The following is a 26,890-nucleotide window of genomic DNA, read 5'->3' on the forward strand; positions in this document are numbered from 1 at the left end:
GCGACAGCATCAAGGAGACAAAGACATGACGCAGAAATACGAAAACAACTACAGCACCCCGGTCGGCGCACCGTTCCACCCCGCCCTTCCCGTTCGCAGCCTCGCCGACATCCACAAGCTCGAAGAGACGCCGCTGGAGCAGGCGCTCACGGCGCGCAGCACCTACGAAATCTTCCGCAACGCGGGCCATGCCTTCGGCGACAAGACCGCGCTGACCTTCCTGCGCACCGGCAACCCGGCCGACGAGCCCATTCGCTGGTCGTACGCCGAACTGCTCGCGCGCCTCCACCAGACCGCGAACATGCTGCACACGCTGGGCGTGGGCCCCGACGACGCGGTGGCGGTGCTGCTGCCTGGCTGCCTGGAGTACCACCTGGCGCTCTGGGGCGGCGAGGCGGCCGGCATCGTGCAGCCGCTGAACCCGCTGCTCACCGACGAGAAGCTGGTCGCGCTCATGACCGCCGGCCGCGCCAAGGTGCTGATCGCCTACGGCTCCGACGCCGAATCGGGCATGTGGTCGAAGGCAATGCGCCTGCGCGGCCAGGTGCCCACGCTCACTACCGTGCTGCGCGTGGCACCGCATGACGAGACGCCGGGTACTGCGGGTGTACTGCCCGAAGGCGTCGCCGAGTTCGACGTGCTGCGCGCCGCGCAACCCGACGACCGCCTCGTGAGCGGCCGCGACATCGCACCCACCGACATCGCCGCCTACTTCCACACCGGCGGCACCACGGGCGCGCCCAAGCTCGCGCGCCACAGCCACGGCGCGCAGGTGTTCACCGCATGGGCCAGCGTGCAGGTGGCGGGCATGAACGAGAACGGCATTTCCATCAACGGCTATCCGCTGTTCCACGTGGCGGGCGTGCTGCCGGCCTCGCTGTCGTCGCTGTCGGCGGGCGTGGAAGTGATCATTCCCACGCCCTCGCTGCTGCGCAACAAGGAGGTGCTGGCCAACTACTGGAAGCTGGTGGCCAAGTACCGCCCGACCTCGCTGTCGGCCGTGCCCACCGTGCTCGCGGCGCTGGCCAACGTGCCGCTGGACGGCGCGGACATTTCCTCCATCACCTACTGCCGCACCGGCGCCGCCGTGCTCGCGCCCGAGCTGGCCGCGCGCTTCGAGCGCCTCTTCGGCCTGCACGTGCACGAGAGCCTGGGCATGACGGAGATGGCCGGCATCTCGACCATCACGCCGCCGGGCGTCGACGGGCCCGCCGGCTGCGTGGGCTTTCGCCTGCCCTACATGCAGATGCGCGTGGTGGCGCTCGACGAGAACGGCAACGCCAGCGACCGCGAGATGCCGCGCGGCGAGCAGGGCATGGTGCTCTTCAAGTCGCCCAACGTGTTCTCGGGCTTCGTCGACCCGGCCGACAACGCCAAGGCCTTCACCGCCGACGGCTGGCTCGCCACCGGCGACCTGGGCTGGATCGACGACCAGGAGCGTCTCAACCTCACCGGCCGCTCGAAGGACCTGATCATCCGCAGCGGCCACAACATCGACCCCAAGACCATCGAAGACGCGCTGGGCGCGCACCCTGCCGTGCAGCTGTGCGCCGCAGTGGGCGCGCCCGACGCCTACGCGGGCGAACTGCCCGTGATCTTCGCGACGCTGGTGCCCGGCGCATCGGCGACCGAAGAAGAGCTGCTGGCCTTCACCTCGGCGCGCGTGGACGAGGCCCCGGCGCGGCCCAAGTGGGTGTCGGTGATCGGCACCATGCCGATGACCAACGTCGGGAAGATCTACAAGCCCGAGCTGCGCGCGATGGCCGCGCTGCACGTGGTGAACGCGGCCGTCGCCGAGGCCTGCGCCGAGCTGGGCGTGCCAGAAGCTGCCCTGCCCGTCGTAAAGACCGAAGGCGAGAGCCTCGTGCGCGTGCAGATCGACAGCGCTGCGGCGGGCGCGCTGGCCGCGCCGCTGCAGGAGCGGCTGCGCAAGGCGCTGGAGCCCCTGCCCTTCAAGACGCGCATCGCCGCGCAGTGACCTTTTTCAGAAACCATAGACAGAGACAAGCCATGACGACCTTCCGCCTTCCGACCCGCCGCGCGCTGCTGCTGCTGTGCGCCACCGCTTCCGTCGCCCTGCTAGGCACGCAGGCGCAGGCACAGGCCAGCTACCCGAACAAGCCCATCCGCATGGTCGTGCCCTTCGCCGCCGGCGGCGCCACCGACGTGCTCGCACGCGTGATCGGCCAGAAGATGTCGGCCGGCATGGGCCAGCCCGTCATCATCGACAACAAGCCCGGCGCGGCCGGCATCATCGGCACCGATGCGGTCGCCAAGGCCGCGCCCGACGGCTACACCATCGTGCTGGGGCTGAGCAATTCGCTCATGACCAACGAGTTCCTCTACGAGAAGCTGCCCTACGACACGGCGCGCGACCTCACGCTGGTCTACCAGATCGCGTCGGCGCCGCTGGTGCTGGTGGTGCACCCCAGCGTGCCGGCGAAGACCGGACCGGAGCTGCTGAAGTACGTCATCGCCAACAAGGGCAAGGTGGCTTATGGCTCCTACGGCGTGGGCGCCTATCCGCACCTGGCCGGCGCGCACATGAGCCTGTCGACGCAGTCGGACATGAGCCACGTCGCCTACAAGGGCGAGGCACCGATGATGCAGGACCTGATCGGCGGCCAGATCCAGATGGCCTACGCCAGCGCGCTGGTGGCCAAGCCGCACATCGATTCCGGAAAGATCCGCGCCATCGGCGTGAGCGGCGAGCGCCGCATGAGCACCCTGCCCAACGTACCCACGCTGGCCGAGCAGGGCCTGAAGGACGAGGCCTACCGCGTGACCGGCTGGCTCGCCATCGCGGCGCCCACAAAGACGCCCAAGCCCATCGTGGACCGCATCGCCGAGGAAGTGCGCAAGGCCACGCAGCAGCCCGACGTGCGCGAGCGCGTGGCGGCCATGGGCTTCGAGATCAAGGAAAGCTCGCCCGAGCTCTTCGCCACCGCCTGGAAGGCCGAGCGCCCGGTGTGGGAGCGCCTGATCAAGCAGTCGGGCGCGAAGCTCGAGTAAGCCCTCCGCTCATCCATTCATTTCTTCTTCTCTTCTTCGTCATTCAAAGGAACAGCCATGAAGGTTCTGGTGCCCGTGAAAAGGGTCGTCGATTACAACGTGAAGGTGCGCGTGAAGAGCGACGGCACCGGAGTGGACATTGCCAACGTCAAGATGAGCATGAACCCCTTCGACGAGATCGCCGTTGAAGAAGCGGTGCGGCTGAAGGAAAAGGGCGTGGTCACCGAAGTGATCGCCGTTTCGTGCGGCGATGCCAAGTGCCAGGAAACCCTGCGCACCGCCATGGCCATCGGCGCCGATCGTGGCATCCTGGTGGAGACCGCTGAAGAACTGCAGCCCCTGGCCGTGGCCAAGCTGCTGAAGGCGCTGGTCGACAAGGAACAGCCGTCTCTCATCATCCTCGGCAAGCAGGCCATCGACGACGATGCCAACCAGACCGGCCAGATGCTGGCTGCCCTGGCTGATCTTCCCCAAGCCACCTTCGCCTCCAAGGTCGAAGTCGCCGGTGACAAAGCAACGGTCACCCGTGAAGTCGACGGCGGCCTGGAAACGGTCTCCCTCACGCTGCCTGCGGTCATCACCACCGACCTGCGCCTGAACGAGCCGCGCTATGTGACGCTGCCGAACATCATGAAGGCCAAGAAGAAGCAGCTGGACACGGTCAAGCCCGAGGACCTGGGCGTGGACGTGAAGCCGCGCCTGAAGACCCTGAAGGTCGCCGAGCCGCCGAAGCGTGGCGCCGGCATCAAGGTGCCCGACGTTGCAACGCTGGTGGACAAACTGAAGAACGAAGCGAAGGTGATCTGAACATGACCGCACTTGTTATTGCCGAACACGACCACGCCAGCATCAAGCCGGCCACCCTCAACACCGTGACCGCAGCGCTGGCCTGCGGCGGCGACGTCCACGTGCTTGTGGCCGGTGCCAATGCTGCCGAAGCAGCCAAGGCAGCCGCCCAGATCGCAGGCGTTTCCAAGGTCATCGCCGCAGACAGCCCGAGCCTCGCTGAAAACCTCGCCGAAAACGTCGCCGCCCAAGTGCTCGCGATTGCAGGCAACTACAGCCACATCCTGTTCCCCTCGACCGCCAACGGCAAGAACGTCGCACCGCGCGTGGCTGCGAAACTGGACGTGGCCCAGATCAGCGACATCACCGCCGTGGTGAGCGCGGACACCTTCGAGCGTCCGATCTACGCGGGCAACGCGATTGCCACCGTGCAGAGCAGTGATGCGACCAAGGTGATCACCGTTCGCACGACCGGCTTCGATGCGGCTGCAGCCACCGGTGGCAGCGCAGCCGTGGAAACGGCTGCAGGCGTGGCTGACAGCGGCAAGAGCAGCTTCGTGGGCCGCGAGGTGACCAAGAGCGAGCGTCCCGAACTGACTGCCGCCAAGATCATCGTCTCGGGCGGCCGTGCACTGGGCAGCGCGGAGAAGTTCACCGAGGTGATGGCACCTCTGGCGGACAAGCTGAACGCGGGCCTCGGCGCCAGCCGTGCAGCCGTCGATGCGGGCTATGCCCCCAACGACTGGCAGGTGGGCCAGACGGGCAAGATCGTTGCGCCGCAGCTCTACATCGCAGCCGGTATCTCGGGCGCGATCCAGCATCTGGCCGGCATGAAGGATTCCAAGGTGATCGTGGCGATCAACAAGGACGAAGAGGCGCCGATCTTCTCGGTGGCCGACTACGGCCTCGTGGCCGACCTGTTCACGGCTGTGCCGGAACTGGTGAAGGCCGTGTAAGGGAGAGGCCGCGACGATGAAGACCCGCATCACCGAACTGCTGGGCATCCGCTACCCGATCATCCAGGGCGGCATGCAATGGGTGGGCCGCGCCGAGCTGGCGTCGGCCGTGTCGAACGCCGGGGGCCTCGGCATTCTTACCGCGCTGACGCAGCCCACGCCCGACGACCTGCGCCGCGAGATCGAGCGCACGCGCACGATGACCGACAAGCCCTTCGGCGTGAACCTCACGATCCTGCCGGCGGTGAAGCCGCCGCCTTATGCGGAGTACGTGCAGGCCATCATCGACAGCGGCGTGAAGATCGTCGAGACCGCGGGCAACAGCCCGAAGGACTTCATCGCGGCGCTGAAGGAGCACGGCGTGAAGATCGTCCACAAGTGCACCTCGGTGCGCCATGCGCTCTCGGCCGAGCGCAATGGCGTCGACGCGGTGTCGGTCGACGGCTTCGAATGCGCGGGCCATCCGGGCGAGGACGACGTGCCCGGCCTCGTGCTGCTGCCGGTGGCGGCGCGCAAGCTGCGCATTCCGATCATCGCCTCGGGCGGCATCGCCGACGGGCGCGGCATGGCCGCCGCGCTGGCGCTGGGCGCCGAGGGCATCAATATGGGCACGCGCTTCTGCGTGACGAAGGAAGCGCCGATTCACGACAACATCAAGCAGGCGCTGGTCGAGGCGACCGAGCGCGACACGAAACTGATGTTCCGCACCCTGCACAACACGGCGCGCGTGTTCCGCAACGCGATCTCCGAAGAGGTCGTGGCGACCGAGAACCGCCCGGGTGGCTGCGAGTTCGAGGACGTGCGCCCGCTGGTGGCCGGTGCGCGTGGGCGTGCTGCGCTGGAGTCGGGCGAGGTGCAGGGCGGCGTGGTCTCGGCCGGGCAGTGCATCGGGCTGATCGACGACATTCCGACTTGCGCGGAACTGCTGGAACGCATGGTGCGCGAGTGCCGGGAGCATCTGGACCGGGCTCGGGCCTGGATGGACTGAGCCTCCCGTTCGTATCCGGGGGGCGCTCAGGCCGACGGGGTACCTTGCTCCGCGAATGTCCCCCGGCCTTCGGCCTCCTCCTTTATTTCTACAGGGACTTCCCGCGACGTCAACAACTGTTCATGGGTTTTTCTGTTCCTGCCAAGCGGTCTTCGTCGTCGTTCAAAGCAGGCGTGCGGTGAGAGAAGAGGTCGCCATGAATGGACAGACTGCACATCTACAGACGGGCTTGTGTCGGCTGATGGCCGAGGCCCCAGATACGAGCCGCTCAGCAGGACTCCATTCGCTGCACGTGGTCAAGTGCCACACGAAATAAAACGAGTTCCCCTGCTGCCGGTCTGACCTGTGGAACATCTTCGAGCGCACGTCCTGGTTGAACAACTGGAAAGAGCGAATGAGTAAATGGCTACAACGCGGGCACCACCACGGCTTTGGCGGGTGCTTGTCGCGCACAGGGCATCTGCGACACATGGTGCGCATCGAACGTGGTGCCGCGCGTGAACATGGCCCACAGGATGCGCGCGTTCTTGTTGGCCAGTGCGACGGCAGCCTTCTGCCAGCCCGAGCGCGCCGTGAGCGCCAGCAACCATCGGCTGATGGGGTCGCTGCGTTTGGCCGCGCTGAACACGGCCGACTTGGCGCCCTGGATCAGCAACGTTCGCAAGTACTCGTCACCGCGTTTGGTGATGCGCCCCAGATTGGCTTTGCCGCCGCTGGAATGCTGACTGGGCGTCAGCCCCAACCAGGCGCCGAACTGGTGCGCGTTGTCGAACTGCTTGAAGTCGACCACGCTGGCCACCAACGCACTGGCAGTGATCGGCCCGATGCCGATCAACGTTGCCGCCTTCTGGGCGTTGTCGTCGTTTTGCACGTGCGCGGCGATACGCTCGTCACACCACTGCAGCTGCTTGTCCAGCGCGATCCAGTGCTCGTGCGCGCGCTGCACAGCCAGGCGCACGACGCCGGGCAGCTCGTTGCTCGCATCCTCCAGGACTTGGGGCAGAACTGCACGCAGCTTCTCGGGGCTTTGCGCAAATACCAAGCCGAACTCGGTGAGCAAGCCACGGATCTGGTTGATGCAGGCGGTGCGCTCCTTCTTGTAGCCTTCACGCAACCGGTGCACCACCAGGTGAGCCTGCTGCTCGGCGCTCTTGACCGCAACGAAGCGCATGTGTGGTCGGCTGGCGGCCTCGCAGATCGCGGCAGCGTCGTTGGCGTCGTTCTTGCCGCTCTTGCCGGCCATGCGGTATGGCGTGACCAGATGGCACGCGATGAGCCGGGCATCCAGCCCCAGCAGTCTCAGCCTGCGGGCCACGTGATGCGCACCGCCGCACGCCTCCATTGCCACCGTGCAGCCCGCAAGCAAGCTGGCGCACCACGCGAAGAAGCGATCTGGCGACATCGCTTTGGCCAGTACTCGCGTGCCCGCTTGATCCACCGCATGCACCTGATAGACACGCTTGGACAGATCAACCCCTACCCGGGTGATCGAGGCTTGTGTAATCTCCGTCATGACTTCCCCTTTCCGTATAGGTTGACGACTTCCGCAACGTCAATCTTGGTGCCTCGACACCGTCTCAGGATTGGGGAAGTCCCTTCGCATTCGCTGCGCAAGGCACCCCATCGGCCTGAGCGGTGAGCGCCGTTGCTGACTGGCACGGCGCGGCTCCCGAGGTCTGCGCTCGGCGCATTGCGGAAGCTGCATTTGTTGGCAGTCTCCGCGACTTCGTGCTGTAGCAGCAGCTACTTTGCCGGGTTCTTCTCTAGAGTGAATGCCCCTGTCACTCGATACCCCGCCAAGGGGAGCAGAAAGGCCCACGCACCAAGCCACCACCGAGATGTTTGAAGGCTGCTTGCCTCGCGGCAGGTTGTCGGTGCGAAAGCAGCGATGCAGATGCGAGGTATCAAAAGGCGACGGCCGAGGTGTAGCGAGCACCCCAGCCGTCTAACCAAGTTCGTGCACACCCCTTGGAGGAACCGCACAAAAATGGCTACCAAGACTATAGCCCGGCCAACTACGCCGGTAGCTTCCGCAGAAACCGCCCAACAAGACCCGGCGGATCTTCTTGAAAACACACTCTCTCAGCTTGAAGCTCTACTGTGGGTCTGTCACGGGGAAGAGATCGACTGGTGCAGTGGGGATGGGCCTCGGCAACTGAACAATCTGCTTTGGCTTGCGGCTGAGATGGCTCGGAAGGCGGGGGAGTTGTTTCAGATGAGTGAGAAGGCGCGGCGTGAGGCGCCTGAGGCTGGCGGGTAGGAGCTGGTCTGCGGGCCGCGTTTCGCGGCCCGCTCTGGGAAACGAGGGCTTTAAGGTTGAACAGCCGAAGCCTTCTCGATGGTGGGATCTCGGCTTGGTTGAGGTTTGTGGGGAGTCGGCCTCGGCGGTTGCCATGTGTTCCATGCTGAGCAAATCGCTCAAGCGCTGCAGCAAAATGCGGTTAATGCTGTCGGTCGCCGTAATCGGCCAAGATTCGACGGATGTAGAAGCCAACCATCTCTGACGCAAGCGGCTTGCTTGCCTACAACATCAAACACAACGCGCAGGAGGAACTTGATGGGTCTGGATATCGAACTGGTCATAGAGTCGTCTGATTCCGACTCGTTCTCTAGTCCGAGCGGGATTGCGTACTTTTCCCCACCACGTGACACCGAGACGTTCATTGCGTTAGCGGGGATGTGGGAGAAACCCTGCTTTATCCCTGCAAGAGGTTTCCCGGACCCGGCTTCATCGATGGCGGTGGCGCACTATGGACGAGTCATTGTGGATACCGTCGAGGAAGCCGACGGTTGGGGCACGGCGACGATTTCACGAGAGCTGGCCACTGAATGCCTAGAGTCAAAGCGAAGCCATGCATTGGATTACACCGGGGAATGGATATCAGCGCCACAGTACGCATATCCTGGCTGGCTTCGGCTCCATGAGTTGAAGAGTGCTCTCGAATTCTCGGGGATTCAAACGTCCCACTTATCCACCGACTTTCAACTTGCAATGGACATGATGAAAAGCATCGAGATGCATGGAAGCTTTTCGCGAATGGTATTTTGGTTTGACTACTGAGCCAGCCATCTAGGCGCTTCAGTTGTCGACGAGCGGCTTGTGAGCTCTGCCTCGGTCGCAGACATGTTTTTCCACGCCGAACTGATCGCAAGCGCAAAGGGAAATGCAGCCAGTGGCGATCTCTCACGACTGATAGTTGCCATCGCATTCAGTGCAGCAACAATAGAGCACAGTGCTTGCGGTCTCTGAGCCAAGGTGGCGAAGTGAAGCCTGGACCTAAGAACAAACGTGAGAACCCGATGTCCTTGTCGTCTTCAATGAAGTACCTCTCCGAACGTGGCGTCGTCGTCACGGAGATATCACCAGATCGGTTCTCGCTCCATGTCGAGGGCAACCACCACTCCACCTTGGCAGAAAGCTCCGAAGGCATTCTCTTTAGTTGCTGGGACTGCGCCCCTGGTCCCGGCAAGGACGACTTTCTCGTCACATTTGGCGAGCTTGATGGCGCGCTGCTGGCCGTGTGGTACTTCTACTTTGGTGAACCTGTCCGGCTGGGCGAATGGCACGTGCCCATTCATCGACATCCGTATTGGTCCTTGGGCAAGCTCGCATATCGCATCGCCAATGCTATCCATGTCACCTCAAGGCAGTTTGAGACAACTGAAGAACAGCGGCGAGGCGACCTGCTTGGGTTCGGATCATCCGCAGGGGGTCGACCTCTGTCGGAGGATAGATATGCGACAGCGCTGCGCTCGCAATTCATTGCTGGTTTGTTAGAAGCCGAGCGGCAGTTGTGCAGCGATCACTCGCCGTTCACGACCGCAAGTCATCTCTTGTCGCGCGACGTATCACGTCGTAGGAATCGTGCCGCCGTCGATCACATGCTCAGTCCCGGTGATGGACGCTGCCCGGTCTGATGCCAGGAAGGCGATCAGGTCGGCCACCTCTTTCGGGTCGGCCGGTCGTCCCAACGGTATCCCGCCAAGCGACTTCATGATGACCTGCACCGCTTCCTCGTAGCCAATGCCGGCCTCCTCGGCGATGCGCTGCGCGAGACCATTGGCAATCGGACTGGCAATCCAGCCGGGTGACACTCGAACCACTCTCACCCCTTTCGGAGAGACCTCCTTGGAGATACTCTTGCTGTAGGTATTGAGCGCGGCCTTGGCTGAAGCGTAGGCCGTGGTCGCCTCCGGTAGCGGCAGGCGGTTCTGGATCGACGTGACGTGGATGACGACGCCGCTGCCCTGAGCGACCATGCCGGGGATCAACGCACGGTCGAGCCTGACCGCCGGAAAGAGATTCAGCCCGAACTCCTTGCCCCATTCCGTGTCATCGAGCGCAGCGAACCCACCCGAGGGTGCGGAAGAGCCGCCTAGAACGTTCACAAGAATGTCGAGCCCACCGAGTTTTTGGTGCACGGCATCGACGACGGCATGAACCCCCTTCTCGGTGGTCAGGTCGGCTTCGACAAATGCGTCACTGGAAAAGTTTGAGGGCTTGGTGCGAGCCGTTGTCAGCACGCGCGCGCCCAATTCCTGGAAGAGCGCCACGGTCGCTGCGCCGGCACCTAACGTACCTCCGGTGATGAGCGCCCGCCGGCCCTGCAGTGTGAGAAACGGGGTCATGCGGACACCTCCAGCGATGTGATCAGACCGCGTGCCAGTTGAAAACGGTAGGACAGAACGACGGGGCTGCCCGGAAAGTTGCCCGTGACGTTGGCGCGCACGACATTGGAGCCGTCCTCTTGCTGGAGGTCGAACGGGACGGTCGTCGCGCCGTATTTGGCGGAAGCCTCGGCCATGAACGTCTTGATGGCGTCGATGCCGGTGTAGGTGTGACCGTCATCTTTCATGACGGCATGCGTCGTGAAGCATTTCGCCAACGCTTCGGGGTTGTGTTCGGCCGCAAAGTACGCGGCAATCGGTTCGGGAAGGTTCAAGGTGTTCATGTGTCCTCATCTCCGGCAGTTGGTGAAGGCCCAAGGATGCGCGGCGTGGCACCTATAGTGAATACCTTAGAATCCAGATTCACTGTGAAGAAAGAAATACATAATGCGTGGCTTCGAGTTCGCCGAGCTAAAAGCCTTCGTTGCAGTTGTCGAGCGGGCGAGCTTTGCCCGGGCAGCAGAGCATCTGGGCTTGTCACCTTCCGCACTCAGCCAGACCATTCGACAACTCGAGGGCCGGATCGGAGCCCGGCTTCTGAATCGCACCACGCGAAGCGTCGCGCCCTCGGCCAGCGGCGAGTTGCTCTACAAGCGCATCGCCCCGTTGTTCCGAGAGATGGATGCCGCAGTCTCCGAAGCCACCGAGGCTGCAGGCCAGACCTCTGGCACGCTTCGAATCAACACGCTGGGAATTGCAGCGAGGACCATCATCGCGCCCAGGCTTTCACGCTTTCATCAGATCTACCCCGACGTGGTGCTCGACATCGTGGTTGATGACGCGCTGGCAGATATCGTCGGTGGCCGCTTCGATGCGGGTATCCGCGTGGGTGGACGGCTCGAGAAAGACATGGTCGCTATTCGCCTCACGCCGGACTTGCACATGGTTGCCGTGGCATCTCCCGAATACCTTGCGCGCCGGGGAATGCCCAAGACGCCTTCTGATCTGCATGAACACGCATGCATCAACTGGCGGCTCCAGATGGACGGCAGGCACTATCGCTGGGAATTCGAGAAAAGGGGTAAGCGACTCGAAGTCGCGGTCGACGGCCCAGTCGTCACCAACCATGCTGACATCGGCGTGGCTGCTGCGGTGAATGGGCTGGGCATTGCCTATCACTTCGAGAGGGATGGCGTGGGCGAGCACCTGGCCCAGGGGCGCCTGGTTCAAGTCCTCGCGGACTGGTCGATTTCACGCCCCGGCCTGTTTATCTACTACCCGAGCAGGCAGCATCGACCGGCACTCCTCGGCGCGTTTATTGACTGTTTGCTCGATCGGGAACCTTCGACAGGTCCAGTTAAAACCATTCGCACAGATCGCGCATTCTGATTTCTCAAGCTAACGACTGCTATGGCGCCAATGCGCACACGCCCCGAAAGCCGCTCCAGGAGCCAGCTCCAAGCCCACCGGCTAAGGAAACCCCCGATACATGAATGGTCATGGACCCCCTAGCATCGGTAACAGTTTCCCTGTCGAGGTGTACGGAACGCGTCCCGGCGTCCGCCCGGTGACATGGCGTTCGTGCGTGCCTCACTGACCATCCTGCGATGACAACTCCACCCGAGTCCGGCCCCACGCTGGACGCCGCCAGCCCCCTTCCCCCCGACATCGAAGCCGCAGACGAACCGACCAAGGTTCCCCTTGCCATCGAGGACTGGCTCACGGTCATCATCATGGGCGCACTAGCGCTCATCACCTTTGCCAACGTCATCGTCCGCTACTTCACCGATTCTTCCTTCGCCTGGACGGAAGAGTTCTCGGTGTTCCTGATGATCATGCTGGCGCTGGTGGCCGGCTCGGCCGCCGTGGCGCGCGACCGGCACATCCGCATCGAGTACTTCTCCGAGAGCGGCTCGATGGCGCGGCGCAAGCGGCTGGCGCAGTTCGGCGCGCTGATGATCGCCGTGCTCTTCACGCTCATCGGCGCGCTCAGCATCCGCATGGTGTGGGACGACTACCGCTTCGAGGAGACGACACCCGGCATTGGCCTGCCTGCCTGGTGGTATTCGATCTGGCTGCCCATCGTGTCCTTCGCCATCGCGCTGCGGGCCGTGGGCCTCATGATCCGGCGCGGGCGCGAGACGAACTACGACTCGGACAGCAAGGGCAACGCATCGTGATAGCCACCCTGCTCTTCGTCGCCTTCGTCGTGATGATGCTGGTGGGCGTGCCCATCGGCGCCGCGCTGGGCCTGGCGGGCGCCGCCTGCATCGCGCTCGCCAACAGCGACGCCCAGTGGTTCGGCCTGCTGGCCGTGCCGCAGAACTTCTATGCGGGCCTTGGCAAATATCCGCTGTTGGCCATTCCGATGTTCGTGCTGGTCGGTTCCATCTTCGACCGCTCGGGCGTGGCGCTGCGCCTGGTCAACTTTGCCATTGCCATCGTGGGGCGCGGCCCCGGCATGCTGCCGCTGGTGGCGATTGCGGTGGCGATGTTCCTCGGCGGCATCTCGGGCTCGGGCCCGGCCAATGCGGCGGCAGTGGGCGCTGTGATGATCGCGGCCATGTCGCGCGCTGGCTACCCGGCCGCGTTCTCCGCGAGCGTGGTGGGTGCTGCGGCGGCCACCGACATCTTGATTCCGCCTTCGGTCGCCTTCATCGTCTACTCGGTGCTGGTGCCCGGCGCCTCGGTGCCGGCGCTGTTCGCGGCCGGCATGGTGCCCGGTGTGCTGGCCGGCCTGGCGCTGATGATTCCGGCCGTGCTGCTGGCACGCAAGCACAAGATGGGCGCACTCGAAGCCACGCTGCCGCGCCCGCCCTTCTGGAAGAGCTTTCGCGAAGCGACCTGGGGGCTGGCGGCGCCGGTGCTCATCCTGGGCGGCATGCGCGCGGGCTGGTTCACGCCCACCGAGGCGGCTGTGGTCGCGGTGTTCTACGGCCTCTTCGTGGGCATGTTCATCCACCGGACCATCAAGGTGCGCGACCTGTTCGTCATCTTGCGCGAGTCGGGCGAGCTCTCGGCGGTGATCTTGCTGGTGGTGTCGCTGGCGGGCATCTTCGCGTATTCGCTGTCGACGCTGGGGGTGATCGATCCGGTGACGCGCGCCATCGTGAACTCGGGGCTGGGCGAGTACGGCATCCTGGCGCTGCTGATCTTGCTGCTCATCACCGTGGGCATGTTCCTCGACGGCGTGTCGATCTTCCTGATCTTCGTGCCGCTGCTGCTGCCCATCGTGCAGTACTACAAGTGGGACCCGGTGTGGTTCGGCGTGATCCTCACGCTGAAGGTGGCGCTGGGCCAGTTCACGCCACCGCTGGCGGTCAACCTCATGGTGTCGTGCCGCATCGCGAAGGTGCGCATGGAGGAGACCGTGCGCTGGGTGGGCTGGATGCTGTTCTCGATGTTCGTGGTGATGGTGCTGGTCATCATCTTCCCCGAACTCGCGCTCTGGCTGCCGCGCAAGCTCGGCTACTGATTTGCTTCTTTGTTTCGTCCGTCCCGTCGCAGAACCATTATTAGGAGAGCCTTGATCATGAAATTCCGCCGCACCCTGCTGGGCCTTGCCGCCGCAGCCACTGCCCTGGGCATGTTCTCGTCCGGCGCCATGGCGCAGGCCGCCTACAAGCCCGAGTACAAGATGTCGCTGGTGCTGGGCCCGCCCACGCCGTGGGGCCAGGCCGGGAAGATCTGGGCCGACCTCGTCAAGGAGCGCACGCAGGGCCGCATCAACATCAAGCTGTACCCGGGCGTGTCGCTCATTCAGGGCGACCAGACGCGCGAGTTCAGCGCGCTGCGCCAGGGCGTGATCGACATGGCCGTGGGCTCGACCATCAACTGGTCGCCGCAGGTCAAGCAGCTCAACCTGTTCTCCATGCCCTTCCTGATGCCCGACTACGCGGCCATCGACGCGCTCACGCAGGGCGAGGTCGGCAAGGACATGTTCAAGACCCTCGACAAGGCCGGCGTGGTGCCGCTGGCCTGGGGCGAGAACGGCTTCCGCGAGATCACCAACTCGAAGAAGCCGATCAAGTCGCCGGCCGACATCAAGGGCATGAAGATCCGCGTGGTGGGCTCGCCCATCTACTCCGACATGTTTACCGCGCTGGGCGCCAACCCCACGCAGATGAGCTGGGCCGACGCGCAGCCCGCGCTGGCCAGCGGCGCGGTCGACGGCCAGGAGAACCCGCTCTTCCTGTTCACGGTGCTCAAGATGCAGACCGTGGGCCAGAAGTTCGTGACCACCTGGGGCTACGTGGCCGACCCGCTGGTGTTCGTGGTCAACAAGGAAATCTGGGCTTCGTGGACGCCGGCCGACCAGGCCATCGTGCGCCAGGCCGCCATCGACGCGGGCAAGGAAGAGATCGTCATCGCGCGCAAGGGCCTGGTGGAAGCCGACAAGCCCGTGCTCAAGGACATCGCCGGCATGGGCGTGACCGTGACCAGCCTCACGCCCGCCGAGCGCGCCGAGTTCGTGAAGGCGACGCGGCCGGTGTACGACAAGTGGAAGTCGACCATCGGCGCGGACCTGGTGGCGAAGGCCGAGCAGGCCATCGCCGCGCGCAAGAAGTAACGACCTCGGCCAGGACTGCCGCGCCTGCTGCTCAGGCGCGGTAGCGGCTGGGGTTCGCGCCAGCCACCTTCTTCATCAGGCGCCGCAATGCCGTGGCGTCTTGATAGCCCACTGCCCCCGCCACTTGCTCGACCGTCATGCGGCTGGATTCGAGCAGCGCGCGGGCACGCCGCAGCCTCACGCTCTGCACCAGCGCCTGCGTGCTCTTGCCGGTGGCCTTGTGGATGTGCCGCGAGAGCGTGCGCTCCGACATGCAGAACTCGCGCGCCAGCTCGCTCACTGCGGGCGCATCGGGCAAGGCTGATTCGACCCGCGCCGCGAGCCGCGCCACCAGATCGTTGCCGCTGGCCAGCACCTCCGCCGCGATGAACGGCGCCTGCGCCTGGCGGCCGTCGATCAGCAGCATGCGCGAGACCAGATCGGTGAGCGCGCTGCCGCAGCGCTCGCGCAGCAGGTGCAGCATCAGGTCGGTCTGCGCGAAGGCGGCGCCTGCGGTGACGACGGGGCCGTCGGAGCACACCATGCGGTCGGCATCGACGGTGCAGCCTGGCGCCATGCGTGCGAGCAGCGGTGCGTACCACCATGAAACCGTCGCGCGGCGGCCCTGGAGCAGGCCGGCGGCGTTCAGCAGGAACACGGCCGAGCACGAGGCCGCGACCTGCCCGCCTGCCTTGGCGTGGCGTGCGAGGCCTGTGATGGCCTTGGCTGCGTCATCGCTCTCGAGGCACTGGCGGATTTCGCCGGGTGTGTTGAGGCCGAGCCCCGGCACCACCCAGGTGGAGCGATCGTCGCGGGGGCGCACGGGCAGGCGCGTGGTGTCCAGGCTCATGCCGGCGCGCAGCTGCACGGGGCCGCCGTGCACCGAGCAAACCCGCCAACGGGGTGGTGCAACACCTGCGCGCGGGGCCATCGCTTCTGCAGCGCCGAGGATGTCCATCGTGACTGCCACGCTGGAATTGAAGGCGCCGGGCAGCACCAGCACGGTGAAGTCATGCATCGGGGTGGTTGGCCGATAAGGCCTCAAAGGAGTCGAATTGGACACTGCCATTCTGGCGAGGCCGAATGTCCAATACAAGCTTCCCGGCTTTCGCACAGCCTGAACGGCAAAGGACCCCATGACCCAGCAACGCTCCATGACTGAAGACGATCCGCTCGACGACTTCGCCCCGCGCCAGATCACGCTCGACGGCATCGAGAAGAAGGTCTACGTCATGGGCACGGGCCCGGCCGTGATCGTGATGACCGAGATGCCCGGCATCAGCCCGCATGTGGCGCGCTTCGCCCGCTGGGTGCGCGATGCGGGTTTCACCGTCTACATGCCCTCGCTCTTCGGTCGAGACGGCGCGGTGCCCGGCGCGGAAGAAGGCATCGCGGTCTTCAAGCGCGCCTGCGTCAGCGCGGAGTTCCGCGCCTTCGCGGCCAACGAGTCGAGCCCTGTCACGCAGTGGCTGCGCGCGCTCGCGCGGCTCGCGCATGCCGAGTGCGGCGGGCCCGGCACGGGCGCCATCGGCATGTGCTTCACCGGCAACTTCGCGCTTTCGATGATGCTGGAGCCCGCGATGCTCGCGCCGGTGATGTGCCAACCTTCGCTGCCGATGGACAAGCCGGACGCGATGAACATGGCGCCCGAGGAGCTGGCCTCTGTGCGCGAGCGGCTGGAGCGCGACGACCTGACTGTGATGGCCTACCGCTTCGAGGGCGACAAGCACTGCAGGGCACAACGCTTCGCGGCCTTCTCGCAGGCACTGGGCGACCGTTTCGTTGCGCGTGTGCTGCCCGACAGCGCGGCCAGCACCGACACGCCGCCCTTCTTCGCGCAGGTGGTGGCGAGCCCGCACAGTGTGGTGACGGCGCACCTGATCGACGAGGCGGGGCAGCCGACGCTGGCGGCGCGCGACGAGATACTGGGCTTCTTCGCGCGGCGGCTGCTACCTGATTCGAACAAGGGCTGAGCAAAGCGGCGTTTTCGCAACACGCGGCGCGCGGCCTCGCGCACGGCGAGTGAAACCTCCACGCCGTGCTTTGCGCACTTTCCGTTTCGGCCATGCGCAGGCGCTAACGCCTTGGTATGCGCGCCGTTGCGGGTGCTCGCGCGGCAGTCGAAAATGCCCTCGCGATCAGGTGTCCGTGCCGCGTGTTGCTCTGGCAGACTGACTTGAAAGGCGCGCTCTTCTTCAGCGCCTTCAAGGAGGTTTCTTCATGCATTCCAGGGCTGCCGCAGCAACACCATCGTCTCTGTCATCGCGCATCGCCGCGACAATCTTCCCGATTCTTCTTCTCGGACTTGTTGCCCTCTTGACTGCCAGCCTCATCACCCCGAAGGCCCACGCCGCCGACGCCACGCCGGCAACGACGCACACGCTCATCATCGACACCGATCCCGGTGCCGACGACGTGATCGCGCTGCTCTTCGCCATGGCCTCGCCCGAGCAGCTGAAGATTCAAGCGCTGACCACCGTGGCCGGCAACGTGCAGCTTGCCAAGACCTCGCGCAACGCGCGGCTGGCGCGCGAGTGGGCCAAGCGGCCCGACATCGCCATCTACGCAGGCGCGCCGCGCCCGCTGCTGCGCACACCGATCTACGCGGCTGACATCCACGGCAGCGAAGGCATCACCGGCGTGAAGGTGCATGAGCCCAGCCAGCCGCTGGCCGATGGCAACGCGGTCGACTACCTCATCCGCACTCTGCGCGCCGCGCCCGAGAAGAGCGTGACACTCGCAATGCTCGGCCCCGAGACCAACCTCGCGCTGGCGCTGACGCAGGCGCCCGACATCACGCGCGGCCTGCGCGAGCTGGTGCTCATGGGCGGTGCGCATTTCAACGGCGGCAACATCACGCCCACGGCGGAGTTCAACGTGTTCGCCGATCCGCACGCGGCCGAGATCGTGCTGAAGAGCGGCGTGCCCATCACCATGCTGCCGCTGGACCTCACGCACAAGGTGCTCACGAGCCCCGAGCGCATCGCTAGGTTGCGCGGCCTGGGCAACCAGGCCGGACGGACCGTGGCCGACATCCTCGACGCCTACGTGCAGCACGACATGCAGTACTACGGCCTGCCGGGCGGCCCGGTGCACGACGCCACCGTCGTTGCGTATCTGCTGCAGCCTTCGCTCTTCAGGGGCCGCAAGGTGAACGTGGAGGTCGACAGCCGCGAAGGGCTCGGCTTCGGGCAGACGGTGGTCGACTGGTATGGCGGGCTGAAGAAGCCTGCGAACGTGAACTGGATCGCGGAGGGCGACGCGCAGGGGTTCTTCGATCTGTTGACGCAGAGGATTTCGCGGTTGCCTTGAGGGCCCCGTTCCAGATCGCCCCTGCTCCGCCGCACGGAGCCTTCAGCCCGGAATGTTCGGCTCCACCAGTTGAGCCAGCGACACGAGCGACTCCTGCCACCCCAGGTAGCACATCTCGGTCGGGATCATTTCGGGAATGCCTTCCTGCACGATCGAGACGTCGGTGCCGCAGGACACTTCGGTCAGGACCACGGTCGTCTTCATCGTGCCCGGAAGGTTCGCGTCGTCGAAGGCCGCGTCGTAGGCGATGCGCTTGCCGGGAACGAGCTCGAGGTATTTGCCGCCGAACGAATGGCCGTTGCCAGTGCCGAAGTTGGTGAAAGACATGCGCCACGCGCCGCCCACCACCGGCTCCATCGCGTGGACCTTGCCGACGAATCCGAACGGCGGCAGCCAGCGCTCGAAGGCGCCGGGCTGGACGAATGCGCGATAGACCTTGTCGGGCGTGGTGCGAAGGACGCGGTGCAGACGGACTGTGTTGGTAGCCATGATTGATTGCTCCTGAAGGAAATCGAGGACGACCCTCGATAGCACGTCGGATGAGCCTGCAGAAAATCGACAGGCTCAAAGATCAGGGAAAACCCGCAATCAGGAGACATCGCCCGGCCGAAAGAAAGAAGCCTGCTTTCAGTGAGCCGGTGCCGGCGTTCAGTTCGCGGTGATCTTGCGGTCCTTCACGATGGCACTCCATTTGGCATCCTCTTTTCTCATGAAGTCGCTGAGCTCGGCACGGGTGGTCGGCTGCGGCGTCAAGCCATGCTTGTTCAGTGCCTCCTTCACACCGGGATCGGCCAACACCTTGACGATGGCATGGTTCCAGCGCTCCAGGAGGGCCGCCGGTGTCTTGCCTGGCGCCACGAAGGCGTACCAATTCAGGGCTTCGAAGCCCGGGTAGCCCGACTCCGCCACCGTCGGGATATTGGGCATGTAGGCCGGACGGGTCAGGCCCGTGCTGGCCAGCGGAATCAGATTGCCGGCCTCGATCTGGGGCAATGCAGTCGGCGGCGCCGAAAAATACGAGGCGATGCGCTGGCCCAGCAAGTCCTGCAGGGCCGGGGCGCCGCCTTTGTAGGGCACATGCACCATGTCGATGCCGGCTCGCTGGTTGAACAATTCTCCGGCCAGATGCGATGCGGAGCCGGCACCGGTGGAGGCGAAGTCGATGCTGCCGGGTTTCTTTTTCGACAGGGCCACGAACTCGGCCAGGGTCTTCGCGCCCACGCCCTTGTGCACCACCAACACGTTGGGGAAGTTGACGCCGCCGGAAACCGCGGCCAGATCCTTGAACGGGTCGTAGCTCACCTTCATCACGTGCGGTGCGATGGTCAGCGGTCCGACGGAACCGAGCAGCAGCATCGATCCGTCGGCTGGCCCGTTGGCAACGTACTGGTGCGCGATGTTGCCGCCGGCGCCCGCCTTGTTGTCGACGATCACCGTCTGGCCGATGTCTTCGCCGAGCTTCCTGGCGATCAAGCGCGCGGCGGCGTCCGCCGCGCCGCCAGGGGCGAAGCCGACCACCAGGGTGACGGGCTTTTTCGGCGGAAAGTCCTGGGCATGCGCATGCCCTGCCAGGAAAAAAGTGGTGGCCAGGGCCGTGGCTTGCAGAAGTTGTCGCTTGTTCATCGGGGTCTCCTTGGGTTTTTGTGTGAGTGATCAGTCCGCGCCGAGGCCGACGGGATTCGGCAGGCGCTTCTCGACGGCATGGCGCAGCAGTGCGGCGCACCGGAAGATGCCGTGGCCGAACTTGCCGTAGGGCATGGTGGCGAACAGCGCCATCACGGCACCCAGGTGCAGGCACAGCAGCAGCGCCAGCGCGGGGGTGCCGCGGCCGAGCCACAGCGCCAGGCCGCTGGCGCTCGTAAGGAACAGCAGCGCGATGAAGCCCAGGTCCATCGGCTTCTGAGCGAGGTCGCCGTGCAGCGGATGCCGCTTGCGGTTCAGGTGCCACAGGCCGGCGGTGCCGAGCATCAGGCTGATGCCGCCGGCCACGCCAAGCAGTTTCGGCAGGCTGGGCAAGGCGTAGGGCGCGGCCCAGCCGAATGCGTAGTGATAGACCGTGGCCACGCCGGTCGCCGCAAAGCACAGCATGAAGCCGTAGAAGGTGAGATGGTGAAAGCGCCGGCGTGCCAGCGTGTAGGCGTCGTCTTCGTTGTGGCAACCGTCGCCATGGCCGCCGTCCAGATACTTGAGGCGCAGCGCGGCGTCGGCGGCTTCCGCCGCGGCGGGCCCGTTCAGGGGGGCGCCGCTGGTGGCGGGCGTGACGTCGCGCCAGAAACGCCGCACGCCCAGGGCCAGCGCGAGCATCGCAAACAGGAACACCGGGGCGAACAGGCCCACCAGCAGGTTGTGCGGAAACACGCTGTAGAAGTTTTCGCCTGGCGCCGATCCCCACAGCCGGCCATTCATCGCCACGGCGAGCACCAGGAACAGCGCCAGCGCGCCGGCCAGGGCCAGCGAAAGCGTGAGCCCGTTGCGCTTGTAGAGCACGCCGAGCGCGGGCGGCCAGGCGTAGTCCAGATAGGTCTGGCCGCGCACCTCCGCCATGGCCTGCGGCACGTTGACCGCAAACTCGTGCGGCGGCGCGTACTGGCAGGCATGCAGGCAGGCACCGCAGTTGTGGCAAAGATTGGCCAGGTAGTGGATGTCGGCCTTGCCGAATTCGAGCCGGCGCGTCATTGCAGGGAACACGGCACAGAAGCCTTCGCAGTAGCGGCAGGCATTGCAGATCTGCATCTGCCGGCCGACCTCCGTCTCGGCGCCCGAAAGAATGGGGATGACGCGGCGCGGACCGTCCGCGAGCGATTCCGCCTCGCGAGCCAAGGCTTCAAGCGTTTGCATGGCGGGACTCCTTCTGCTTCAGGACGGCGGCCGCGGCCCGCGTGCCGGCGATGCGGCCGAAGGCGGTCCCGATGCTCATGCCGACGCCGGCGGTGTAGCCCTTGCCGAGCACGTTGCCGGCCATCATTTCGCCAGCCACGAAGAGATTGGGGCTGGGCTTGTCGCCGAAACGCACGGCGCTGGTGTCGTCCACCTTCAAGCCGAGGTAGGTGAAGGTGATGCCCGGGCGCAGCGGGTAGCCATGGAACGGCGCGGTGTCGATGGGCCGCGCCCAGTGGGTCTTGGCGGGCAACAGTCCTTCGGTGTGGCAGTCGTCGAGAGCCGTGTGGTCGAAGCGGCCGACACGGCAGGCGGCGTTGTAGTCGGCGATGGTGCGCAGAAAGGTCGCCTCGTCCAGGCCCAACCGGCGTGCCAGCTCAGGCAGCGTGTCGGCGACCGTGCCCGGAAACACCGGCGGCATGAAGCGGCCCACCGCCTTCTGGTCGATGATGGAATAGGCCATCTGTCCAGGCTGCTGGGCGACCAGCCGTCCCCAGATGGCATAGCGCTTGGGCCAGAAGTCTTCGCCCTCGTCGTAGAAGCGCCGAGCCTCGCGATTGACGACCACGCCGAGCGACACGCAATCGATGCGCGTGCAGATGCCGCCGTCGTAGAGCGGCGCGCGGGCATCGATGGCCACCATGTGGCCCTGCGAAGGATCGCCGATGGCGTCCGCACCGGCATCGATCAATTGCCTGAGCAGCACGCCCTGGTTGAAACGGGTTCCGCGGATCAGGAAGTTGTCCGCCGGCCATTCGCCGCGTTCGTTTCGGCCCCACGCTTCGCGTAGCCATTCACGGTTCGACTCGAACCCGCCGGCTGCGAGCACGCAGCTTCTTGCGGCAATCCGTTCGCCGCTTTCGGTGCGTACCGCAGCGAAGCGCCGGCCGTCGAGTTCCACCGAGGCCACGGGCGTCTCGTAGCGAATCCGCACGCCAAGGCGCTCGGCACTGCGGTAGTAGGCATTCACCAGCGCCTTGCCGCCGCCCATGAAAAAGGCGTTGGTTCGCGCCACGTGCAACGCGCCCGACAGCGGCGGCTGAAAATGCACGCCGTGGCTGCGCATCCAGTCGCGGCAATTCGACGAAGCACGGATCACCAGCCGGGCCAGGTGTTCGTCGGTCAGGCCGCCGGTCACCTTGAGCAGGTCCTGCCAGTATTCCTCCTCGGGGTAGGCATCCACAAGCACGTCCTGCGGCGCGTCGTGCATGCAGCGCAGGTTGCGCGTGTGCTGCGAATTGCCGCCGCGCCATGCCTTGGGCGCAGCTTCGAGCAGCAGCACGCTGGCGCCGGCCTCGCGCGCCATCAGCGCGGCGCATAGCGCGGCATTGCCGCCGCCTACGACCAGGACATCGACCTGTTCATCGCTCACTTCTTGTCTCCTTGTGGGTCAGGAGACTTTAGGCAGCCGGCCCTTCAGGCGACAGGCCCGATCGGGCAACAGGTGTTCAGTTTTCGAGAAGACTCGCGCCGGCCCAGCGGCCCTCGCGCACCAGCGTGCGCGCGGTGTCGGCCATCACCACCCGGGTCGCGAGCGCGGCCGGCGACAGTTCGTCGTCCGACAGGCTGACCAGCAGGCTTCGCCGGCCCACGTGGTTGTCGGCGATCTGGCTGCTGAGCACATCGTCCGCCGGCTGCCGCGCGATGGCGGCACCGGGCTGGATGGTGGCGCCCAGGCCGGCGCGCACGGCATCCATCAGCAGCGCCAGGCCGTCGATCTCGGCAACCACCGAGGGCACGATGCGTGCACGGGCAAATGCAGCCGTGAGGGTGGCGCGCAGGCCATGGCCGGCGCTGGGCATGATCAGCGGCACACCGGCAAGCTGGGCCAGCCGCACCTTGGGGCCCACGGGGCGCTGCGCCAGGCCGGCGGCGGCGAGGACGAACAGCTTTTCATCGAGCAGCGGCTCGATGCTCCAGCGGCGCGGTGTGGTGGTCTCGAACAGCACGGCCAGATCGAGCTGGCGGGCCTGCAACATGCTGGCCAAGTTGCCCGAAAGCGACTCCACCAGATGCAGTCGCACGTCGGGGTAGCGCGCGCGCATTTCCCGGATCAGCGGCAACCCGAGCACGGAGGCCGTGGTCGGCGCCAGACCCACGCTCACATGGCCGGACAGGCGTGCCTGCTGCGCCGCGCGCACCGCCTCGTCGGCATGGCGCAGCGTCAGCTGCGCCTGCTGCAGGAAGGCCACGCCAGCGTCGGTGGGAATGACGCCGGTGCTGCTGCGCTGAAGCAACCGGGTGCTGAGCTCGCTCTCCAGGCGGCTGATCTGTTGACTCAGCGCCGACGTCACCACGCCGAGCTCGATGGCTGCACGGCCCATGCTGCGCAGCTCGCAGACTTTCACGAAATAGCGGAGTTGGCGAAGTTCCATCGGAAGCAGCCAGCAGTCGAAGGCTGGGAATCGAAAAAGTTATGACGCAATGAAAAAAGCCACGCTGCAAAACAACGTGGCTCTGTCTTTCTTGCACAGAAGTTCAGTGCTGCAGGATCTTGTTCAGGAAGTCCTTGGTGCGCGGCTGGCGGTTTTCCGGATGGCCGAAGAACTCGTCCTTCGGGCAGTCTTCCAGGATGCGGCCGCCCACGTCGATGAAGATCACGCGGCTGGCGACCTTGCGGGCGAAGGCCATTTCGTGCGTGACCACCATCATGGTCATGCCTTCCTTGGCCAGGCTCACCATCACGTCGAGCACTTCGCCGACCATCTCGGGGTCGAGCGCCGAGGTGGGTTCGTCGAACAGCATGACGATGGGGTCCATCGACAGCGCACGGGCGATGGCCACGCGCTGCTGCTGGCCACCGGAGAGCTGGCCCGGGAACTTGTCCTTGTGCGCCATCAGGCCCACGCGGTCGAGCATCTTCAGGCCGCGGGTCTTGGCTTCGTCGGGCGTGCGGCCCAGTACCTTGATCTGGGCGATCGTGAGGTTCTCGGTCACCGACAGGTGCGGGAACAGCTCGAAGTGCTGGAACACCATGCCGACCTTGGAGCGCAGCTTGGGCAGGTTGGTCTTGGGGTCGTGCAGCGGAATGCCGTTGACGGTGATCTCGCCCTTCTGGAAGGGCTCGAGCGCGTTCACGGTCTTGATGAGCGTGGACTTGCCGGAACCCGACGGGCCGCACACCACGACCACGTCACCCTTGGAGATGTTGACGGAGCAGTCGTTGAGCACCTGCACCGGGCCGTACCACTTCGATACGTTCTTGATTTCGATCATTTTTTCGGACATTTCTTTCTCCGGTTAGCCACTCAAACTGTCAGCGGATGATGGCGATTTTCTTGTGCAGGCGTTTCACCAGCCAAGAAAGGGCGTAGCACATGACGAAGTAGACGACGGCCGCGAGCAGGTAGGCCTCGATCGGACGGCCGAAGTTCTTGCCGGCGGTCTCGAAGCCCTTGAGCATGTCGTAGGCGCCGATGGCGTAGACCAGCGAGGTGTCCTGAAACAGGATGATGGTCTGCGTGAGCAGCACGGGCAGCATGTTGCGAAAGGCCTGCGGCAGCACCACCAGGCGCATGTTCTGGCCGTAGGTCATGCCCACGGCCTGGCCGGCGTTGATCTGGCCGCGCGGGATCGACTGGATGCCCGCGCGCATGATCTCGCTGAAGTAGGCGGCCTCGAACGCGACGAAGGTGATCACGGCCGAGATCTCGGAGCGGTAGTTGGAGCCCACCGAGCCGAACAGCGAATAGAACGACGCCGGCACCAGCAGGAAGAACCACAGGATCACCATCACCAGCGGGATGCTTCGCATGCCGTTGACGTACAGGGCTGCGGGCGCATCGAGCCACTTCTTGCCCGACAGGCGCATGAGCGCCAGGATCGTGCCGAAGACCACGCCGCCGATGGTGGCCACCACCGTCAGCGTGACGCTGAAGTAGAAGCCCTTGACGACGAAGTTGCTGATGACGTCCCAGTTGTAGAAGGACAGGTCGAGATTCATCATTTCAGTGTCCTCCGCCACCGCCGGCCGAGACGATGAAGCCCGGCACGCGGGTCTTCTTCTCGATGAACGCCATGAGGCGGTTGATGATGAGGGCCGAGACTACGTAGCACGCCGTCACCGCGAGGTAGACCTCGATGCCGCGCGAGGTTTCTTCCTGCGCCTGCATGGCGAACATGGTGAGTTCGGCGACCGACACGGCGAACGCGACGGACGAGTTCTTGAAGATGTTCATCGTCTCGCTCGTGAGCGGCGGGATGATGATGCGGTAGGCCATGGGCAGGATCACGTAGCGGTAGTACTGCGCAGTGGTGAAGCCCACCGCCATGCCCGCGTAGCGCTGGCCCTTGGGCAGCGCCTGGATGCCCGAGCGCACCTGCTCGGCGATACGCGCCGAGGTGAAGAAGCCCAGCGCGAGCACCACGAGGATGAAGCTCGGCACGCCCTTCATGACGGGGATGAGCGCCGGGATCACGTGGTACCAGAGGAAGATCTGCACCAGCAGCGGGATGTTGCGGAAGAGCTCGACCCATGCATTGCCCAGCCGCACCAGCCACGGGCTGTCGGGCAGCGTGCGGATGATGCCGACCAGCGAGCCCAGCACCAGTGCCACTATCAGCGCCAGCAGCGCGACCGACACGGTCCAGCCCCACGCCGAGAGCATCCATTGCAGGTAGCTCGGATATTCCCCCCGGGGTCCTGCAGGAAAACCTGCCAATCCCAGTTGCCCATTTGTGTTTACTCCTTCTTCACCGTCTCTACGAAAACCAGTCCCTTGAAAAGAAACGCCCACCGCGAAAGGTGGGCGTCATCACGCAGCGACGCGGCGTTTATTCCTTGGTGACGTAGTCTTCGGCGGGCTTGTCGTTCGGGTTGGCCCAGGCGTTCTTGGTGGCTTCACCCAGCGGCAGGCCGATGGTCACGCCAGCCGGGGGAATCGGCTTCAGGAACCACTTGTCGTACAGCTTGGCGAGCTCGCCCGACTTGGCCTGTGCCTTGATGCTGTCGTCCACGGCCTTCTTGAAGGCGGGGTCGTCCTTGCGGATCATGATGGCGATGGGTTCCACGGCCAGCACGTCGGGCAGGATCTTGTAGTCCTTGGGCGACTTCGACTTGGCGGCCAGGGCAGCCAGAATCGAGCCGTCCATCACGAAGGCGTCGGCACGGCCGGTTTCGAGCAGCAGGAAGCTGTCGGAGTGGTCCTTGCCGTAGACCTCCTTGAAGGTCAGGTTCTCGGCGCGCTTCTGCTTGCGCACGGTCTGCAGCGGCGTGGTGCCGGTGGTGGTGGCGACCGTCTTGTCCTTCAGGTCGGCCAGCGAGTTGATGCCCGAGTTGGCCTTGACGACGATCTTGGTTTCTTCGACGTAGGTGGTCACGCCGAAAGCCACGTCCTTCTGGCGGGTGGCGTTGTTGGTGGTGGAGCCGCACTCGATGTCCACGGTGCCGTTCTGCACGAGCGGAATGCGGTTCTGCGAGGTCACGGGCTGGTACTTGACTTCGAGCTTCTTGCCGGCGGCCTTCTCGAGGTCCTTGATGATGTTTGCGCAGACGTCGTAATGGAAGCCCGTGTATTGGCCATTGCCCAGCGTGTACGACAGGCCGGAAGATTCACGCACGCCTTCGGTGATGACGCCGGAAGCCTTGATCTTGGCCAGCGTGTCGTTGGCTTGCGCCATCGCGCCGCCAGCGGCCAGTGCCGCAACCGCCAATGCCAATACTTGTTTTTTCATACGGAAAACTCCTGAGGGTGACTGAAACAGATACAACTAAATTCTAGACATTCGCATTTTGCGTGATACCCGGACCAACCCGGTGCATACACACACACCTTGCACCGGCCATGCGCACAGCGGCGCCAG

25 protein-coding genes and 1 pseudogene are annotated in these 26,890 nt (G+C 64.9%); 13 read left to right on the forward strand and 13 right to left on the reverse strand.

Annotated features, from left to right (window positions below; genetic code table 11):
* The first annotated feature begins 25 nt into the window (after positions 1 to 25).
* The 5 genes from AC1VNX_RS30130 to AC1VNX_RS30150 are packed head-to-tail and all read left to right on the forward strand — an operon-like array spanning position 26 to position 5,742.
* Complete coding sequence (locus AC1VNX_RS30130; protein ID WP_483161208.1) at positions 26 to 1,978, forward strand: acyl-CoA synthetase; 1,953 nt, start codon at positions 26 to 28, stop codon at positions 1,976 to 1,978.
* A 32-nt stretch (positions 1,979 to 2,010) separates the two neighbouring features.
* Positions 2,011 to 3,012: a Bug family tripartite tricarboxylate transporter substrate binding protein gene (locus tag AC1VNX_RS30135; protein ID WP_483161210.1), complete on the forward strand. Its 1,002-nt coding sequence runs from the start codon at positions 2,011 to 2,013 to the stop codon at positions 3,010 to 3,012.
* Positions 3,013 to 3,069: 57 nt separating this feature from the next.
* Positions 3,070 to 3,819, forward strand: coding sequence for an electron transfer flavoprotein subunit beta/FixA family protein (locus tag AC1VNX_RS30140; RefSeq protein ID WP_483161212.1), 750 nt, complete (start codon positions 3,070 to 3,072; stop codon positions 3,817 to 3,819).
* A gap of 2 nt (positions 3,820 to 3,821) precedes the next feature.
* Positions 3,822 to 4,754: an electron transfer flavoprotein subunit alpha/FixB family protein gene (locus tag AC1VNX_RS30145; protein ID WP_483161213.1), complete on the forward strand. Its 933-nt coding sequence runs from the start codon at positions 3,822 to 3,824 to the stop codon at positions 4,752 to 4,754.
* Between the two features lie 16 nt (positions 4,755 to 4,770).
* On the forward strand, positions 4,771 to 5,742 hold the full coding sequence (locus AC1VNX_RS30150) for an NAD(P)H-dependent flavin oxidoreductase (RefSeq protein WP_483161214.1): 972 nt from the start codon (positions 4,771 to 4,773) through the stop codon (positions 5,740 to 5,742).
* A gap of 406 nt (positions 5,743 to 6,148) precedes the next feature.
* On the opposite strand, the gene AC1VNX_RS30155 is transcribed toward AC1VNX_RS30150, so the two are convergent.
* On the reverse strand, positions 6,149 to 7,255 hold the full coding sequence (locus tag AC1VNX_RS30155; RefSeq protein ID WP_483161215.1) for an IS110 family RNA-guided transposase: 1,107 nt from the start codon (positions 7,253 to 7,255) through the stop codon (positions 6,149 to 6,151).
* 1,044 nt (positions 7,256 to 8,299) lie between these two features.
* On the opposite strand from AC1VNX_RS30155, the gene AC1VNX_RS30160 reads away from it, so the two are divergent.
* A complete protein-coding gene (locus AC1VNX_RS30160; protein ID WP_483161216.1) occupies positions 8,300 to 8,803 on the forward strand; it encodes a hypothetical protein in 504 nt (167 codons plus the stop codon).
* 239 nt (positions 8,804 to 9,042) lie between these two features.
* Positions 9,043 to 9,660 carry a hypothetical protein gene (locus AC1VNX_RS30165; protein ID WP_483161217.1) on the forward strand — a complete coding sequence of 206 codons (618 nt, stop codon included), beginning with the start codon at positions 9,043 to 9,045 and terminating at the stop codon, positions 9,658 to 9,660.
* Here the strand turns inward: AC1VNX_RS30165 and AC1VNX_RS30170 are convergent.
* Complete coding sequence (locus AC1VNX_RS30170; protein ID WP_483161218.1) at positions 9,592 to 10,371, reverse strand: SDR family oxidoreductase; 780 nt, start codon at positions 10,369 to 10,371, stop codon at positions 9,592 to 9,594. The two genes, AC1VNX_RS30165 and AC1VNX_RS30170, sit on opposite strands and share 69 nt — an antisense overlap.
* Positions 10,368 to 10,694 carry a nuclear transport factor 2 family protein gene (locus AC1VNX_RS30175; RefSeq protein WP_483161219.1) on the reverse strand — a complete coding sequence of 109 codons (327 nt, stop codon included), beginning with the start codon at positions 10,692 to 10,694 and terminating at the stop codon, positions 10,368 to 10,370. Before AC1VNX_RS30175 ends, AC1VNX_RS30170 begins: the two co-directional genes overlap by 4 nt.
* A 103-nt stretch (positions 10,695 to 10,797) precedes the next feature.
* Here AC1VNX_RS30175 and AC1VNX_RS30180 point away from each other — a divergent pair, with 103 nt between their 5' ends.
* From AC1VNX_RS30180 to AC1VNX_RS30195, 4 genes are all read left to right on the forward strand, one after another.
* A complete protein-coding gene (locus tag AC1VNX_RS30180; RefSeq protein WP_483161220.1) occupies positions 10,798 to 11,739 on the forward strand; it encodes a LysR family transcriptional regulator in 942 nt (313 codons plus the stop codon).
* Positions 11,740 to 11,957: 218 nt separating this feature from the next.
* Complete coding sequence (locus AC1VNX_RS30185) at positions 11,958 to 12,530, forward strand: TRAP transporter small permease (RefSeq protein ID WP_483161221.1); 573 nt, start codon at positions 11,958 to 11,960, stop codon at positions 12,528 to 12,530.
* The gene (locus AC1VNX_RS30190; protein ID WP_483161222.1) at positions 12,527 to 13,825 is read left to right on the forward strand and encodes a TRAP transporter large permease; all 1,299 of its coding nucleotides are present in this window, start codon (positions 12,527 to 12,529) and stop codon (positions 13,823 to 13,825) included. The genes AC1VNX_RS30185 and AC1VNX_RS30190 overlap by 4 nt, the downstream gene beginning before the upstream one ends.
* Before the next feature lie 57 nt (positions 13,826 to 13,882).
* The gene (locus tag AC1VNX_RS30195; RefSeq protein WP_483161223.1) at positions 13,883 to 14,920 is read left to right on the forward strand and encodes a DctP family TRAP transporter solute-binding subunit; all 1,038 of its coding nucleotides are present in this window, start codon (positions 13,883 to 13,885) and stop codon (positions 14,918 to 14,920) included.
* Positions 14,921 to 14,951: 31 nt separating this feature from the next.
* On the opposite strand, the gene AC1VNX_RS30200 is transcribed toward AC1VNX_RS30195, so the two are convergent.
* Entirely contained in the window at positions 14,952 to 15,917 is a 966-nt protein-coding gene (locus AC1VNX_RS30200) for a GlxA family transcriptional regulator (RefSeq protein ID WP_483161224.1), read from the reverse strand.
* A 136-nt stretch (positions 15,918 to 16,053) separates the two neighbouring features.
* Here AC1VNX_RS30200 and AC1VNX_RS30205 point away from each other — a divergent pair, with 136 nt between their 5' ends.
* Positions 16,054 to 16,872: a dienelactone hydrolase family protein gene (locus AC1VNX_RS30205; protein WP_483161225.1), complete on the forward strand. Its 819-nt coding sequence runs from the start codon at positions 16,054 to 16,056 to the stop codon at positions 16,870 to 16,872.
* 283 nt (positions 16,873 to 17,155) lie between these two features.
* Entirely contained in the window at positions 17,156 to 18,211 is a 1,056-nt protein-coding gene (locus AC1VNX_RS30210) for a nucleoside hydrolase (protein ID WP_483162038.1), read from the forward strand.
* Positions 18,212 to 18,253: 42 nt separating this feature from the next.
* Here the strand turns inward: AC1VNX_RS30210 and AC1VNX_RS30215 are convergent, their stop codons facing one another.
* The 9 genes and pseudogenes from AC1VNX_RS30215 to AC1VNX_RS30255 form a co-directional block, all read right to left on the reverse strand.
* The gene (locus tag AC1VNX_RS30215; protein WP_483161226.1) at positions 18,254 to 18,700 is read right to left on the reverse strand and encodes an SRPBCC family protein; all 447 of its coding nucleotides are present in this window, start codon (positions 18,698 to 18,700) and stop codon (positions 18,254 to 18,256) included.
* A 159-nt stretch (positions 18,701 to 18,859) separates the two neighbouring features.
* Positions 18,860 to 19,834 (reverse strand): Bug family tripartite tricarboxylate transporter substrate binding protein, encoded by a 975-nt coding sequence (locus AC1VNX_RS30220; RefSeq protein WP_483161227.1) that lies wholly within the window; start codon positions 19,832 to 19,834, stop codon positions 18,860 to 18,862.
* Positions 19,835 to 19,864: 30 nt separating this feature from the next.
* Positions 19,865 to 21,049 (reverse strand): tricarballylate utilization 4Fe-4S protein TcuB, encoded by a 1,185-nt coding sequence (gene tcuB, locus AC1VNX_RS30225; RefSeq protein ID WP_483161228.1) that lies wholly within the window; start codon positions 21,047 to 21,049, stop codon positions 19,865 to 19,867.
* The gene (gene tcuA, locus AC1VNX_RS30230) at positions 21,036 to 22,460 is read right to left on the reverse strand and encodes an FAD-dependent tricarballylate dehydrogenase TcuA (protein WP_483161229.1); all 1,425 of its coding nucleotides are present in this window, start codon (positions 22,458 to 22,460) and stop codon (positions 21,036 to 21,038) included. The genes tcuB and tcuA overlap by 14 nt, the downstream gene beginning before the upstream one ends.
* Before the next feature lie 76 nt (positions 22,461 to 22,536).
* The gene (locus AC1VNX_RS30235) at positions 22,537 to 23,463 is read right to left on the reverse strand and encodes a LysR substrate-binding domain-containing protein (protein ID WP_483161230.1); all 927 of its coding nucleotides are present in this window, start codon (positions 23,461 to 23,463) and stop codon (positions 22,537 to 22,539) included.
* 103 nt (positions 23,464 to 23,566) lie between these two features.
* Positions 23,567 to 24,304 (reverse strand): amino acid ABC transporter ATP-binding protein, encoded by a 738-nt coding sequence (locus AC1VNX_RS30240; RefSeq protein WP_483162039.1) that lies wholly within the window; start codon positions 24,302 to 24,304, stop codon positions 23,567 to 23,569.
* Positions 24,305 to 24,344: 40 nt separating this feature from the next.
* On the reverse strand, positions 24,345 to 25,034 hold the full coding sequence (locus AC1VNX_RS30245; RefSeq protein ID WP_483161231.1) for an amino acid ABC transporter permease: 690 nt from the start codon (positions 25,032 to 25,034) through the stop codon (positions 24,345 to 24,347).
* A gap of 1 nt (position 25,035) precedes the next feature.
* Positions 25,036 to 25,763 (reverse strand): annotated as a pseudogene (locus tag AC1VNX_RS30250) (amino acid ABC transporter permease).
* Between the two features lie 98 nt (positions 25,764 to 25,861).
* Entirely contained in the window at positions 25,862 to 26,761 is a 900-nt protein-coding gene (locus AC1VNX_RS30255) for an amino acid ABC transporter substrate-binding protein (RefSeq protein ID WP_483161232.1), read from the reverse strand.
* Between the last annotated feature and the right edge of the window lie 129 nt (positions 26,762 to 26,890).

This window comes from Variovorax sp. TLI9-5A, from assembly GCF_056867935.1.